The organism is Streptomyces sp. STAM6, from assembly GCF_054963715.1.
In genome coordinates, this window is sequence record NZ_JBUEFZ010000002.1 from 61,615 (window position 1) to 74,766 (window position 13,152).

Annotated in this window: 13 protein-coding genes; 7 read left to right on the plus strand and 6 right to left on the minus strand. The window is 72.8% G+C overall.

The window, feature by feature from the left end; all coding sequences use genetic code 11:
• The first annotated feature begins 61 nt into the window (after positions 1 to 61).
• Positions 62 to 3,271 (plus strand): tetratricopeptide repeat protein, encoded by a 3,210-nt coding sequence (locus ACY34K_RS02700; RefSeq protein WP_462742939.1) that lies wholly within the window; start codon positions 62 to 64, stop codon positions 3,269 to 3,271.
• 97 nt (positions 3,272 to 3,368) lie between these two features.
• On the opposite strand, the gene ACY34K_RS02705 is transcribed toward ACY34K_RS02700, so the two are convergent.
• Positions 3,369 to 3,617, minus strand: a complete 249-nt coding sequence (locus ACY34K_RS02705; RefSeq protein ID WP_462742942.1) for a hypothetical protein — start codon at positions 3,615 to 3,617, stop codon at positions 3,369 to 3,371.
• On the minus strand, positions 3,610 to 4,491 hold the full coding sequence (gene mca / locus ACY34K_RS02710) for a mycothiol conjugate amidase Mca (protein ID WP_462742945.1): 882 nt from the start codon (positions 4,489 to 4,491) through the stop codon (positions 3,610 to 3,612). Before mca ends, ACY34K_RS02705 begins: the two co-directional genes overlap by 8 nt.
• A gap of 109 nt (positions 4,492 to 4,600) precedes the next feature.
• On the opposite strand from mca, the gene ACY34K_RS02715 reads away from it, so the two are divergent.
• Positions 4,601 to 5,002 (plus strand): DUF4307 domain-containing protein, encoded by a 402-nt coding sequence (locus ACY34K_RS02715; RefSeq protein ID WP_462742948.1) that lies wholly within the window; start codon positions 4,601 to 4,603, stop codon positions 5,000 to 5,002.
• A gap of 224 nt (positions 5,003 to 5,226) precedes the next feature.
• Positions 5,227 to 5,724: a transcription elongation factor GreA gene (greA, locus tag ACY34K_RS02720; RefSeq protein WP_462742951.1), complete on the plus strand. Its 498-nt coding sequence runs from the start codon at positions 5,227 to 5,229 to the stop codon at positions 5,722 to 5,724.
• A 333-nt stretch (positions 5,725 to 6,057) separates the two neighbouring features.
• Here the strand turns inward: greA and ACY34K_RS02725 are convergent, their stop codons facing one another.
• The 3 genes from ACY34K_RS02725 to ilvA all read right to left on the minus strand — a co-directional run bounded on the left by ACY34K_RS02725 (position 6,058) and on the right by ilvA (position 9,328).
• Positions 6,058 to 6,909: an ABC transporter permease gene (locus ACY34K_RS02725; protein ID WP_462742954.1), complete on the minus strand. Its 852-nt coding sequence runs from the start codon at positions 6,907 to 6,909 to the stop codon at positions 6,058 to 6,060.
• Positions 6,906 to 7,928: an ATP-binding cassette domain-containing protein gene (locus ACY34K_RS02730; RefSeq protein ID WP_462742956.1), complete on the minus strand. Its 1,023-nt coding sequence runs from the start codon at positions 7,926 to 7,928 to the stop codon at positions 6,906 to 6,908. Before ACY34K_RS02730 ends, ACY34K_RS02725 begins: the two co-directional genes overlap by 4 nt.
• A 170-nt stretch (positions 7,929 to 8,098) precedes the next feature.
• A complete protein-coding gene (gene ilvA, locus ACY34K_RS02735; RefSeq protein WP_462742959.1) occupies positions 8,099 to 9,328 on the minus strand; it encodes a threonine ammonia-lyase in 1,230 nt (409 codons plus the stop codon).
• 124 nt (positions 9,329 to 9,452) lie between these two features.
• On the opposite strand from ilvA, the gene ACY34K_RS02740 reads away from it, so the two are divergent.
• The 3 genes from ACY34K_RS02740 (at position 9,453) to ACY34K_RS02750 (ending at position 10,803) form a co-directional block, all read left to right on the plus strand.
• Complete coding sequence (locus ACY34K_RS02740) at positions 9,453 to 9,965, plus strand: MarR family winged helix-turn-helix transcriptional regulator (RefSeq protein WP_462742961.1); 513 nt, start codon at positions 9,453 to 9,455, stop codon at positions 9,963 to 9,965.
• A 134-nt stretch (positions 9,966 to 10,099) separates the two neighbouring features.
• The gene (locus tag ACY34K_RS02745) at positions 10,100 to 10,555 is read left to right on the plus strand and encodes a sigma factor-like helix-turn-helix DNA-binding protein (protein WP_462742963.1); all 456 of its coding nucleotides are present in this window, start codon (positions 10,100 to 10,102) and stop codon (positions 10,553 to 10,555) included.
• Entirely contained in the window at positions 10,552 to 10,803 is a 252-nt protein-coding gene (locus tag ACY34K_RS02750) for a hypothetical protein (RefSeq protein WP_462742966.1), read from the plus strand. The genes ACY34K_RS02745 and ACY34K_RS02750 overlap by 4 nt, the downstream gene beginning before the upstream one ends.
• A gap of 34 nt (positions 10,804 to 10,837) precedes the next feature.
• Here ACY34K_RS02750 and ACY34K_RS02755 read toward each other — a convergent pair whose 3' ends face one another.
• Complete coding sequence (locus ACY34K_RS02755; RefSeq protein WP_462742968.1) at positions 10,838 to 11,992, minus strand: cystathionine gamma-synthase; 1,155 nt, start codon at positions 11,990 to 11,992, stop codon at positions 10,838 to 10,840.
• A 56-nt stretch (positions 11,993 to 12,048) separates the two neighbouring features.
• Between ACY34K_RS02755 and ACY34K_RS02760 the strand changes: the two genes are divergently transcribed.
• Positions 12,049 to 13,152, plus strand: a complete 1,104-nt coding sequence (locus tag ACY34K_RS02760) for a hypothetical protein (RefSeq protein ID WP_462742971.1) — start codon at positions 12,049 to 12,051, stop codon at positions 13,150 to 13,152.

Consider the following 13,152-nt stretch of genomic DNA (forward strand, 5'->3'; position numbering starts at 1 on the left):
CAGCCATACGCACGACACTTGTCGGCGGAAGCGAAGCTCGCGGAAGCGGAGGGGGACGCACATGCGGGACAGCCACCGCGCCGAGGCCGAACGGCTTCTGGCGCGCGCTGTGGAGGAGGAGGTGCGGCGCTCCGGCGGGCGGTCCGAGCCGGGTGTGCTGCTGGCGCGCGGCAGGGGCGCCCTGGAGACGATGGCGGCGGCCGCCGCCGAGGAGTACGCCGCGTATCTGCGGGCCGTCGAAGAGGCGGAGGCCGGGCAGCTGTCGCTGTCCGAGCGGTTCAGCCGACAGGCCGTGGGGACGCCCGCGCTGGTCACGGCGGTGGCCGCGGTGGCCGCCATCGGCGCCGACCTCGCGCTCGGGACCGCCGGGGGCACCGCGCTGGGCGCCGGGGCCGTGGTCGCGGTCGCGGGGGCCGCGGCGACCGTCCTGAAGGTGACCGCGTCGCACTGGCCGGCCGCGCACCGCAGGGCCGGGGCGCTGGGCCAACCGGGCGGGCCCGAGCAGCTGCGGCTGCAGTGGCTGACGGCGCTGGAGGTGCGGGGCATACGCCCGTTCCTGGACCAGCAGCGGATCCTGACCGCGGCCGCCCCGAAGAAGACGGTCCCCGCGCAGACGCCGTCCCTGCGCGGGGCGGACCGCAGCGCGATGGCCCGCCGGCGCAATGTTCTGGAGCAGTCGTTCGGCCATCTGCCGGAGGCGGCCGAGCCGTTCGCGGGCCGGCGCGAGGAGCTGGCGCGGATCGCCCAGTGGGTGCGGGCGGCCCGCGCGGCCGGCGAGACGAAGCCCACGGTCGTGGTGCTGCACGGCGAGCCGGGCTCCGGGCGTACCGCCCTCGCCGTGCGGGCGGCGCACCAGCTGCGCGACCTCTTCCGCGGGGCGTGCCTGGTCGACCTGCGGGGCGCCGGGCGGGACGAGAAGCCGCTGCCGACACGCGAGGCGCTGCTGCACCTGCTGAACCGGCTGGGCGCGCCGCGCGAACAGCTGCTGTTCCGCGACCGCTCCCCCGCCGGCCAACAGGTGCGCAGGCTCGCCGAGTTGTACCACCAGCACCTGACGGGGCTGCCGGTCACGGTGGTGCTGGACGACGCGCACGACGCCGGGCAGGTGCGCACCCTGCTCCCGGAGCGCTCCGACAGCCTGGTGCTGGTCACCTCGCGGGACCCGCTGGAGCTGGGGGACGACGTGCCGGCGTGGGTGCACCGGCTGCCGGTGGAACCCCTGGACGAGGCGGGCGCCGAGGAGCTGCTGCGGGAGGTGGCCGAGAAGCCCGAGCAGGGTCCGTACGACGCGGAGGCGAGCGAGCGGCTGCGGGAGCTGTGCGGCGGGCTTCCGCTGGCGCTGCGGGTGGCCGGTGCCGCGATCGGCAGGCACACGGCACCGGCCGTCGTCGCCGAGCTGGAGCGCCGGGAACCGGGCCTCACGGCGGTCGAACGGGCCGTGGCCGCCCGGTACTTCACGGATCTGGACGAGGACCAGCGGCGTCTGCTGCGCCGGCTGGCGCTGGCGGGGCGGGCGTCGCTGGGAGCTGCGGCCGCGGCCGCGCTGCTGGCGGCCGGCGAGCAGGAGGCGCAGACCCGGCTTCGGGAGCTGGCCGGGGCCGGTCTGCTGGATCCGGTGCGGGGCGACCGGTTCCGGCTGCACGACGCCGTCCGCGCGTTCGCCGCCGCGCGGCTGCGCGAGGAGGAGGAACCGGCCGACGTCACGGCCGCTCAGGAGCGGCTGATCAAGAACTACGCGGAGCTCGCCGACGCGGTGATCCGCATGGTGGACGGCAAGATGTCGACGCGCGCCGGCCGGTTCGGCGGCCACGGCTTCGGCTCGCTGGAGGCGGCGCTGCGCTGGCTGGACGACGAGTCGAGCTTCATCACCGCGGCACTGCGGTATGCGGAGGGCGTCAACCAGCAGGCGGTCCTCGGTCTGCTGGGCGCGCTGTGCGACTACTGCCTGCTGCGCGGCGATCTGTACCGGCTGGGTGAGATCCAGGAACTGGCCGAGGCCGTCGACCAGGGGCTGCTGGTCCGCTCGGTGCGGTGGCGGACGGGTATCGCGGCCCGCCAGCTCGGTGAGCTGGACACCGCGCGGACCACCCTGACGTCCGTGGTCTCCCTCTACCAGGAGGCCCACCAGGACGCGGGGGCCGCGCTGGCGCTGTGCTCGCTGGGCATCACGCTGCAGCACCAGGGCAATCTGCCGGAGGCGTCCGCGCGGCTGCGCGAGGCGCTGGAGCTGCAGGCGCCGCCCGAGCTGGCGGCGGACCGGGCCTGGACGCTGCACGCGCTGGCGGCGGTGGAACGGGACCGGGCGAACATCGCGGAGGCGCTGACCCTGCTGGACACGGCGCTCGCCCTGCACCGGGAGAACGAGTCCCTGCACGGCGAGGCCTGGTCGCACTTCCAGCTGGGGCAGGTGCGGCTGCGCCTGGGGGACGTGCCGCGCGCCGACGAGGAGCTGCGCGCCGCGCTCGATCTGTACGGCCGCACCCACGACAGCCGGGGTGAGGCGTGGGCGCTGACCCAGCTGGGGCGGGGAAGGCTGGTGGACGGCGACCCCGCGCCGGCGGTGGACCAGCTGCGCCAGGCGCTGTCCCGGCACCGGGACAACGAGGACGCGCGCGGCGAGGCGTGGACGCTGTACTACCTGGGCCAGGCGCTGGAGGAGCGCGGCGACACCGACCAGGCGGTGCGGGAGCTGGAGCGGGCCCGCACGATGTTCTCCCGGATGCGGGACGTGTACGGCCTGGCCTGCGCCCGCCATCACTCGGGCCGGCTCACCCGGGACCAGCGCGCGGCCCAGACGGGGAACCTGCGCAATTCGGGGTTCGCCCGGCAGCTGCTGATGGACGCCCGCGCGGACTTCCGCCGCATCGGGGTGGCGCACGGCGAGGCCTGGACGTGCCTGGAGCTGGCGATCGTCGACGCCGGAAACGACCGGGCTCCGCAGGCGCTGGCCCTGTGCGACGAGGCGACCGCGCTGTTCGAGTCGTACCGGGATCTGCGCGGCGCGGACTGGGCGCGGTTCCTGCGCTGCACCGTGCTGCCGTACGCCTCGCCGGGTGGGGTGGAGATCGGGACGGTCGTCGCCCAGGAGGAGCTGTCCGGGCTCAGGGACGCCGGGCACCCGGCCCGCGACGGCAAGCTGCGGGAGAGCGCGGAGGCATGGGCGCTGGTCCTGGAGCGGGGCATACGCCTGGAGGCGCCGTGGCAGCCCTGGCCCCTGGGCCTGACGCCGAACCGTCACGCCCGGGAGGTGATGGGGGTGCCGGCGCGATAGCCGCCGGCACCCGGGTACGCCTCGACTCCATGACCGCCCGGTGGGCCGTCATGGAGTCGTCGGCGGCGGTCCGTGCGGACCTGGTCGCGGGGGGGGGCTAGCCGTCGGTGGCCCTGCCACCGGCGGGCGCCGCGGGGGCCGCGCCGGCCTTCGCCGGTTCCGGGGCCTCCTCGAAGTCGACCTTGCCCATGTGGCGGTTCATCGACTTCATCAGCAGCCATACGGCCACGGCCATGACCGCGAAGACCACGAAACCGAGGACGCCGGGGGTCACCTTGTTCTCGTCGAGCTCCTTGGCGAGCGGGACGAGCTGGGTCAGTGCCTGGTGTGCGCTCATGTCAGGCATTGTCGCGGATGCCCGCGAAGAGGTCGCTCTCGGGGAGGGAGGTGTCGACGAGGGACTTGGCGAGCTCGTAGTCCTCGGTCGGCCAGACCTCCTTCTGGATCTCCATCGGGACGCGGAACCAGCCGCCGTCCGGGTCGATCTGCGTGGCGTGTGCGATCAGCGCCTTGTCGCGCACCTCGAAGAAGTCGGCGCACGGAACGTGCGTGGTCAGGGTCCGCTCGGCGCGCTCGAACTCCTTCCAGCGCTCCAGCCACTCGCCGTAGGGGGACTCCAGGCCACGGGCGAGGAGCGCCTCGTGCAGGGCGACGGTCCGGGGGCGGTTGAAGCCCTGGTTGTAGTACACCTTCTGCGGCTGGTAGGCCGGGCCGAACTCGGACTCCGGGTACTTCTCGGCGTCGGCCGCGCCCTCGAAGGCCACCATCGTGATCTTGTGGGTCATGATGTGGTCGGGGTGCGGGTACCCGCCGTTCTCGTCGTAGGTCGTGATGACCTGCGGGCGGAAGGTGCGGATGGACTTCACCAGGCGGCCGGCCGCCTTGTCGACGTCCTCCAGGGCGAAGCATCCCTGGGGCAGCGGGGGCAGCGGGTCGCCCTCGGGCAGGCCGGAGTCGACGAAGCCCAGCCACTCCTGGCGGACGCCGAGGATCTCGCGGGCCTCGTCCATCTCCTTGCGGCGGACCTCGTGGATGTTCTCCTCGATGTAAGGGTCACCCTGGAGCTTGGGATTGAGGATGGAGCCGCGCTCGCCTCCCGTGCAGGTGACGACCAGCACGTCCACCCCCTCGGACACGTACTTGGCCATCGTGGCTGCGCCCTTGCTCGACTCGTCGTCGGGGTGGGCGTGAACGGCCATCAGTCGCAGCTGCTCAGTCAAGACTCGATCCTCAGTGATTGGTCGCATCGCACGGCTTCTATAGTGACGGAATCGGCGGCCGGAAAATTCCGTCGTCCGGAGCAGGAACCCGACGAGCGAGGTAACGATCATGAGCACGGTCCGGGAGCAGCTTCCCGAAGGCCGTTACGGCCGCTCCGCGGACGAGCGCGCCGACCGCAGGCTCAAGGCCGTCGGCGCCGTACTGGGCGTCGCCCTGCTCGCGATGGTCGTTTGGTTCGGATACGACTACATCGCCGGTCAGAAGCTCAGCGCCGAGGTCATCAAGTTCGACGTCTCCGCCGAGGAGCAGGTGGCCGTGCACCTGGAGGTCCGCAAGGACAAGGCCGCCCGGGGGTACTGCACGCTGCGCGCCCTGGCCGAGAACGGCGCCGAGGTGGGCCGCAAGGACGTCCGCTTCGACCAGGCCTCCGAGCGGATCGACGAGGTCGTCACCGTGCGGACGACCGCGAAGGCGACCAGCGCCGAGCTGCTGGGCTGCACGGCCGGGTAGCAGGCCGCCGGCCGAGTGCGGTGAACCGGTGGTCGGACCGTCGTTCAAGTAACCGGAACGGCCGCCTCGGATTCCGCACTGACCTGCGGTGATGTAAATTCCGTGACTTTCGTCCTCCCCCTTCGCGTCCGAAATTGTTAGGCTCGTGGTTTCGCCCATCCAGGAAGGCACATCCTTCTGGGTAGGGCGATGCTTTGTATTCCCAGTACCGACGAGGAGCACCTGTGACCCAGACCAGCGAGAACGTCACCTGGCTCACCCAGGAGGCGTACAACCAGCTCAAGGCCGAGCTGGAGTACCTGTCTGGTCCCGCGCGAACCGAGATCGCCGCCAAGATCGCGGCGGCGCGCGAGGAGGGCGACCTGCGCGAGAACGGCGGGTACCACGCGGCCAAGGAGGAGCAGGGCAAGCAGGAGCTGCGCGTACGCCAGCTGACCCAGCTCCTGGAGCAGGCGAAGGTGGGCGAGGCTCCCACGGAGAGCGGTGTGGTGGCGCCCGGCATGGTCGTCACGATCGCCTTCGACGGCGACGAGGACGACACGCTGACGTTCCTCCTCGCCTCGCGCGAGTACGCGAGCTCGGACATCGAGACGTACTCGCCGCAGTCGCCGCTCGGCTCCGGTGTCAACGGCAAGAAGGTCGGCGAGGACGCCGCCTACGAGCTGCCGAACGGCAAGACGGCGTCGGTGAAGATCCTCGACGCCAAGCCCTACTCGGGCTGAGCACGCACCCCGGCCGAGGCCGGGCCGAGGTGTTCGAAGGGCCGGGCCGCCCTGTGCGGCCCGGCCCTTCCGCATGCCGTCCGGGCGGCCCGGTGACCGCCGGGCGCCGGTGACCGCCACGCGCCCGGTGACCGCCGGGCGGCCCGGTATCCGCCGCGCACGCGGTGACCGCCGGCCACCCGGCGGCGCGGCTCCCGCTTCGGAGGCGGTTCCCTCTCCGGCCGTGCGGCCCGAGAGGGCCTGTCCTCCCCGGCCGTGCGGCCTGCCGGACCGCCGGGGGGGGGCGCCGGACGGCCGTCGGGCACCGGACGGCCGTCGGGCGGTGGCCGACTGTCAGACGGCGGCCGACCGGTACTTGCGCACAGCCAGGGTCCGGAAGACAGCGATGATCAGCAGCGACCAGAGGAGCGACGCCCAGACGGGATGCTGCATGGGCCAGGCGTCGGACTGCGAGACGCCCGGGTTGCCGAAGAGTTCACGGCAGGCCTGCACGGTGGCGCTGAACGGGTTCCACTCGGCGATGGGCTGCAGCCAGTCCGGCATCCGGCTGGAGTCCACGAACGCGTTCGAGATGAACGTGACCGGGAACAGCCAGATCAGACCGCCCGAGGTGGCGGCTTCCGGGGTGCGGACCGAGAGGCCGATCAGCGCACCGATCCAGGAGAACGCGTACCCGAGGAGGAGCAGCAGCGCGAAGGCGCCGAGCGCCTTGGGGACGCCCTCGTGGATGCGCCAGCCGACGAGCAGGGCGACGATCGCGAGGACGACGACGGTGAGCGCGGTCTGGACGAGGTCGGCGAGGGTGCGTCCGGTGAGGACCGCGCCCCGGGCCATGGGCAGCGACCGGAACCGGTCGATGAGGCCCTTGTGCATGTCGTCGGCGATGCCCGCGCCGGCGCCGGCCGTGGCGAAGGTGACGGTCTGGGCGAAGATGCCGGCCATCAGGAACTCGCGGTAGACGTTCGGATCCGTCGAACCGCCGATCTGCATGGAGCCGCCGAAGACGTAGCTGAACAGCACCACGAACATGATCGGCTGGATCAGCCCGAAGATCACCATCTCGGGGATCCGGGACATGCGGATCAGATTGCGCCTGGCGACCACCAGGGAGTCGCCGATGGACTGGCGGATGCCGCCACGCGGCTTGGGGGCGCCCAGCGGGGCGGCGTCGGAGATGCCGCTCACTTGGCGGCCTCCTTCCGGGGCTTGCGGCGCCGCGCGTCGTGCGGCGTGGCGTCGGTCGTGCCGTTCTCCTCGTCGGTGGTCTCCACGGCGTGGCCGGTCAGCGAGATGAACACGTCGTCGAGGGTGGGGCGGCGCAGCCCGATGTCGTCGATCTCCACACCCCTGGTGTCGAGCTCACGGATGACCTCGGCGAGCAGTTTGGCGCCGCCGGTGACCGGGACGGTGAGCTTGCGGGTGTGCTGCTCGACGGTGACCTCGCCCTTGCCGAAGCCCGTCAGGACGGCGCGTGCCGGGTCGATCTGCTCGGCCTCGTGGACGACGACCTCGACGCGCTCACCGCCGGTGCGGGCCTTCAGCTGGTCGGAGGTGCCGCGCGCGATGACCTTGCCGTGGTCGACGACGCAGATGTCGTGCGCGAGGTGGTCGGCCTCTTCCAGGTACTGGGTGGTGAGCAGCAGGGTCGTACCGCCCGCGACCAGCTCCTGGATGACCTCCCACAGCTGCTGGCGGTTGCGCGGGTCGAGGCCGGTGGTCGGCTCGTCCATGAACATCACGGGCGGCGAGACGACGAGCGCGGCGGCGAGGTCGAGGCGGCGGCGCATGCCCCCGGAGTAGGTCTTGGCGGGGCGGTCGGCGGCGTCGGCGAGGTTGAAGCGGTCCAGCAGCTCCACGGCCCGGACCTTCGCCGCCTTGGCGGACATCTGGTAGAGCTGGCCCACCATCTGCAGGTTCTCGCGGCCGGTGAGGTACTCGTCGACGGCGGCGAACTGGCCGGACAGGCCGATGACCCGGCGGACTTCGTTGGGATGCCTGAGGACGTCGATGCCCGCCACGGTCGCCCGGCCGCTGTCCGGCCGCAGGAGGGTGGTCAGCACGCGGACGGTGGTGGTCTTTCCGGCGCCGTTGGGGCCGAGGAGCCCCAGGACCGTACCCTCGGGGACATCGAGGTCCACGCCGTCCAGAGCCCTTACGTCGCCGAAGGTCTTCACCAGGCCTTCGGCATGGATTGCGCCTGGCATATGGGTTTCTCCCACGGATTCGGCCGGGTGGCCACGCGATTCGCCACCCCAGCTCGGGGACACCGGGCGGAAAGGCCGCCCGGTCAAGTGTGTGACTGGCAGCACACAGTATCGCGATACATCGCGAGCATCAAGAGGGTGCGGCTCCGCCCGGAACCGCTCCCCCGGCCTCAGCCGAGGATCGTGTACCCCGCCTCCCGCAGCACCGAGGCCACCTCCGCGCAGTGCTCGGTCCCCTTGGTCTCCAGATGCAGCTCGACCTCGACGTCCGAGAGCCCCAGCCGCGGATCGGTCCGCACATGCCCGACGTCGAGGACGTTGACGTCCGTCACCGACAACACGGACAGCAGCGTCGCCAGCGCCCCCGGCCGGTCCGTCAGCCGCAGCCGCAGGCTCAGATAGCGGCCTCCCGCCGCCATGCCGTGCCGCAGGATGCGCTGTATCACCAGCGGGTCCACATTGCCGCCCGACAGCACGGCCACCACCGGCCCCCGGAACGCCTCCGGCTCGCTGAGCAGCGCCGCCACGGGACTCGCCCCGGCCGGCTCCACCATCAGCTTCGCCCGCTCCAGGCACAGCAGCAGCGCGGAGGACAGGGCGTCCTCGGACACCGTCCGCACCTCGTCGACCAGCTCCTCGACGATCCCGAACGTCACATCGCCGGGGCGGCCCACCTTGATCCCGTCCGCCATCGTCGGCGCGCACTCCACCCACATCGGGCGGCCGGCGCGCAGCGACGGCGGGAACGCGGCCGCCGCCTCCGCCTGCACCCCGACGATCCGTACATCGGGCCGCAACGCCTTCACCGCCACCGCGATGCCCGCGGCGAGCCCGCCGCCGCCCACCCCGACGACGATCGTCCGCACCTCCGGGCACTGTTCGAGGATCTCCAGGCCCACCGTGCCCTGCCCGGCGATGATGTCCGGGTGGTCGAAGGGGTGGATGAACACCGCGCCCGTGTCGAGCGCGTACTGCTCCGCCGCCGCCAGCGTCTCGTCCACCACGTGCCCGTGCAGCCGCACGTCCGCGCCGTAGTCGCGGGTCGCCGCCACCTTCGGCAGCGGGGCTCCGACCGGCATGAAGACCGTGGAACGCACCCCCTGCAAGGAGGACGCCAGCGCGACACCCTGCGCGTGGTTTCCGGCGGACGCGGCGACCACCCCCGCCGCCTTCTCCTCCGGACGCAGCCCGGAGATCCGCACGTACGCACCGCGCAGCTTGAACGAGCCCGTCCGCTGCAGGTTCTCGCACTTGAAGTGCACCGGCGCTCCGACCAGCTGCGACAGGTGCCGGCTGCCCTCCATCGGCGTCGTCCGCACGACGCCGGAGAGCATCTTCTGCGCCCCGCGGACGTCGTCGAGGATGAGCGGGTGCAAGGGGTGATGCGTACGGAAGCTCATGACCGCCAGTCTCGCAGCTCAGAGACCGCTCCATCACGTTTGTGCAGCGCCGGTACGGACCCGCGCGGGTCCGCGTACTCTGTCCCCCACCAACCGACCGCCACGCACGAGAGAGCCCCCAGCCATGCCCACATCCCAGGACATGACGACTGATCTTGACCAAGGTCTCCTCGATGCCCTCCAGCACCAGGTGGCCGTCTTCGCCCGGCGGGCCGAGCAGACCCGGCTCGGCGGCACGGGCCAGCTGCGCAACTCGATGGACCGGGCCGCGTACCTGCTGCTCAACCGGCTCGACCAGGAAGGCCCGATGGGCGTCAAGGCGCTGGCGGCCGGCATGGGCATCGACTCGTCCACCGTCACCCGCCAGGTCGCGCCGCTCGTCGACACCGGCCTGGTGAAGCGGACCTCGCACCCCGAGGACGGCCGCGCCGTCGTGCTCCAGCTGTCGCCGCGGGGCCAGGCCCGGCTCGAGGAGGTCCGCTCCTCCCGCCGCCAGCTGATGGCCCAGGTGACCGACGGCTGGACGGAGACCGAGCGCGAGTCGTTCTGCACCTTGCTCACCCGCTTCAACACCGCGCTGTCCGCCCGGCAGGCGGGGCTGCCGCCCGCCGACACGGAGGCCGCGCCGACCTCTTGACCCGGGCGGGGCACCCGGTCTCATATGAGGACGTGCGGGAACCACGAGCGCACCACCCAGCGGACGGCGGCCGCGAGCCCCCGGCACGGGCCGCCCACGGCGCACCTCGCCCGCGGGAGCCCTCGGCACGCCGTGTGCGCCACCGCGCCCGCGGCTTCGAGGCGTTCGTGGCGGGCGCGGCGGGCAGACTGCTCCAGGCCGCGACCCTGCTCACCACCGAGCCCCCGCACCGCAACCCCCGCGCGCAGGAACTGCTGACGGCCGCGCTGGCCGCCACGTACGCCCGCTGGGACCGGCTGCGCGGCGAGGACCCCTACGACCTCGCCCGCCAGGAGCTGGCCGCCCGTTTCGCCCGCTCGGCCTGGCGCTTCCACCGCGGCCGGGGCGGACCGCTGTCCGGCCTCACCCCGCAGGAACGTCTCGTCGTGGTGCTGAGGCTGTACGAGGGGGTCGCCGAGGAGCAGACGGCGGCCCTGCTCGGACTGCCGGCGATGCGGGTGCGCGCGATCTGCTCCCGCGCGGTCCGCACCCTGCGCGGCTCGGCGTCGGCACCCCGTCGCGGACCGGCGGCCCGGGCGGGGACACCGTGAGCGGCCACGACCGCAAGGAGGACGAGGTCCGGCGCATGCTGGACGCGTCGCGGCCCCAGGTCCCCGCCGACCTGCTGCCCCGGGTGATCGGCCGGGGCACCCGCAGCCTCCGGCGGGCGCGCGTCCGGCGGAGGCTGCTGTGGCTGCTGCTGACCGCGGCGGCGATCGCGTTCACCGTCTGGGCTTCGCTCGCGGAGCCCTGGACGGCCCCGCCGTCGGACGTCACACCGCCCTTCGAGGGCTGGTGACGGACGCCCGACGGCCCGCCGCCGGCCGAGCGTCCTAGCCGAGCGCCTGGCGCAGGTCCGCCAGCAGGTCGTCGACGTTCTCGATACCGACCGACAGACGCACCAGGTCCGCCGGCACCTCCAGCAGCGAACCGGCGACACTGGCGTGCGTCATCAGGCCCGGGTGCTCGATCAGCGACTCGACACCGCCGAGGGACTCGCCGAGCGTGAACAGCTTCGCCCGGTTGCAGACCTCGACCGCCGCCTCCTGGCCGCCCGTGACGCGGAACGAGACCATGCCGCCGAAGTCCTTCATCTGCTTGGCCGCGACCTCGTGGCCCGGGTGCTCCGGCAGACCCGGGTAGAGCACGTGCGTCACCTTCGGGTGCTGGGTCAGCATCTCCGCCACCCGCGCGGCGTTCGCGCTGTGCCGGTCCATGCGCACCGCGAGCGTCTTGATGCCGCGCAGCACGATCCACGAGTCGAACGGGCCGGCCACCGCGCCCATCGCGTTCTGGTGGTACGCCAGTTCCTCGCCCAGCGCCTCGTCCGCGGTCACCAGCGCACCGCCGACGACGTCCGAGTGACCGCCCATGTACTTGGTCAGCGAGTGCACGACGACATCCGCGCCCAGCGCCAGCGGCTGCTGGAGGTAGGGGCTGGCGAAGGTGTTGTCGACGACCAGCTTCGCACCGGCCGACCGCGCCACCTCCGCGAGCGCCGCGATGTCCGTGATCCCGAGGAGGGGGTTGGACGGCGTCTCGACCCAGATCGCCTTCGTGCGGTCGGTCACCGCCGCGCGTACCGCCGCCGGGTCGGAGGTGTCGGCCACCGACCACTCCACGCCCCACCGCGCGACGACCTTCGCGAACAGCCGGAACGTGCCGCCGTACGCGTCGTTCGGGATGATCACGTGGTCACCGGGCGCCAGCAGCGTCCGCAACAGGCAGTCCTCGGCGGCCAGTCCCGACGCGAAGGCCAGACCGCGCCGGCCGCCCTCCAGCGCCGCCAGGTTCTCCTCCAGCGCCGTACGGGTCGGGTTGGCGCTGCGGCTGTACTCGTAACCCCCGCGCAGACCGCCCACGCCGTCCTGCTTGTAGGTGGACACCTGGTAGATGGGGGGGACGACCGCGCCGGTCAGCGGGTCGGCGGTGTTGCCCGCGTGGATGGCGCGGGTCTCGAAGCTCTGGTGGGTGTGCTCGTCGCTCATGCGCACGAGCGTAGTCCGGCCGCCGGGGTACCACCGCCGTCCGGGACAATGACGGTATGGAGATTCTCTGGTTCCTGTTCACGGTCGGTCTGATCGGCGTGATCGTCGTGCCGTGGCTGATGCGCCGCCGCGGCGGCATCCGCCTGGTCGAGCCCGGGGCGCCGGACGCGGCCGACCCCGGCGCGTACGGCTTCGTCCGGCAGGAGCTGCTCGACGTCCGCATGCCCGGCCCGGACCAGGACCTCCTCGACGTGCTGGACGTCGTCCAGCGCACACAGGACTGGCGGGCCGCCTCCCAGCTGCTGGCGGGCACCGAGAAGGAGGGCGAGGTGCGCTGGCAGCGCGTCCAGGCCTTCGCGGGCGCCGCGTCGCTGGAGCTCCAGCAGCAGCCCGGCACCGGAGGCGCGTGGCTGCGCGCCTGGCGGGCCGAGAAGCCCAAGGACCCGGGCGGGGCCGCGGTGCACGCCGAGTTCCTCGTGCAGCAGGCGTGGCGTTCCTCGGCCGCCGGCAGCGACGACTTCCGGATCATCCTCGAAGAGGCCCGTGAGATGTGCGGCGAGGCGGCGCTGCTGGCGCCGGGCGACCCGGTGCCGTACATCGTCGAGCTGGCCGTCGCCCGCGGCCTCGGCTACTCCCACGAAGAGTTCGACCAGGTGTGGGCGAAGATCATCGACCGTGCCCCGCAGCACATGGGCGCCCACCTCGCGGCCCTGCACTACTGGTGCGAGAAGTGGCACGGCTCGCGCGCCGACGCCGACCGGTTCGCCACCTCGGCCGCCGCCCGCGCCCCGCAGGGCTCACTGCTCGCCGCGCTCCCGCTGTTCGCGGTCTGGGAGCACCTGCCCGACGTGGCGCTGGTACGGGACTTCTACGGCACCGCGGTCGTGTCGAAGGCCATGGAGGGGGCGCTGTACGCGGTCAACGCCGCCCGCGCCGACGACCCGATGCTCGCGCACGTGCGCCACCTGCTGATCCACTTCCTCGTGGGCGCCCAGCGCTGGACCGAGGCCATGCACCAGCTGGTGCACGTGGACGGCCACGTCGGTGCCCTGCCCTGGACGCTCAGCGAGGACCCGGCGGCGGCGTACGCCCTCCACCGGGCCCTGGCGGTCGCCGGCTACGAGGCCAACGGCGGCAGCCCGGCGACACTGCCGCACTGA

Bases quoted from the DNA above. Each gene is read 5' to 3' on its own strand.
- ACY34K_RS02700 (WP_462742939.1), top strand. From the start codon at position 62: ATGCGGGACAGCCACCGCGCCGAGGCCGAACGGCTTCTGGCGCGCGCT.
- ACY34K_RS02705 (WP_462742942.1), bottom strand. From the start codon at position 3,617: ATGCCTGACATGAGCGCACACCAGGCACTGACCCAGCTCGTCCCGCTC.
- ACY34K_RS02715 (WP_462742948.1), top strand. From the start codon at position 4,601: ATGAGCACGGTCCGGGAGCAGCTTCCCGAAGGCCGTTACGGCCGCTCC.
- ACY34K_RS02730 (WP_462742956.1), bottom strand. From the start codon at position 7,928: ATGCCAGGCGCAATCCATGCCGAAGGCCTGGTGAAGACCTTCGGCGAC.
- ilvA (WP_462742959.1), bottom strand. From the start codon at position 9,328: ATGAGCTTCCGTACGCATCACCCCTTGCACCCGCTCATCCTCGACGAC.
- ACY34K_RS02740 (WP_462742961.1), top strand. From the start codon at position 9,453: ATGCCCACATCCCAGGACATGACGACTGATCTTGACCAAGGTCTCCTC.
- ACY34K_RS02755 (WP_462742968.1), bottom strand. From the start codon at position 11,992: ATGAGCGACGAGCACACCCACCAGAGCTTCGAGACCCGCGCCATCCAC.
- ACY34K_RS02760 (WP_462742971.1), top strand. From the start codon at position 12,049: ATGGAGATTCTCTGGTTCCTGTTCACGGTCGGTCTGATCGGCGTGATC.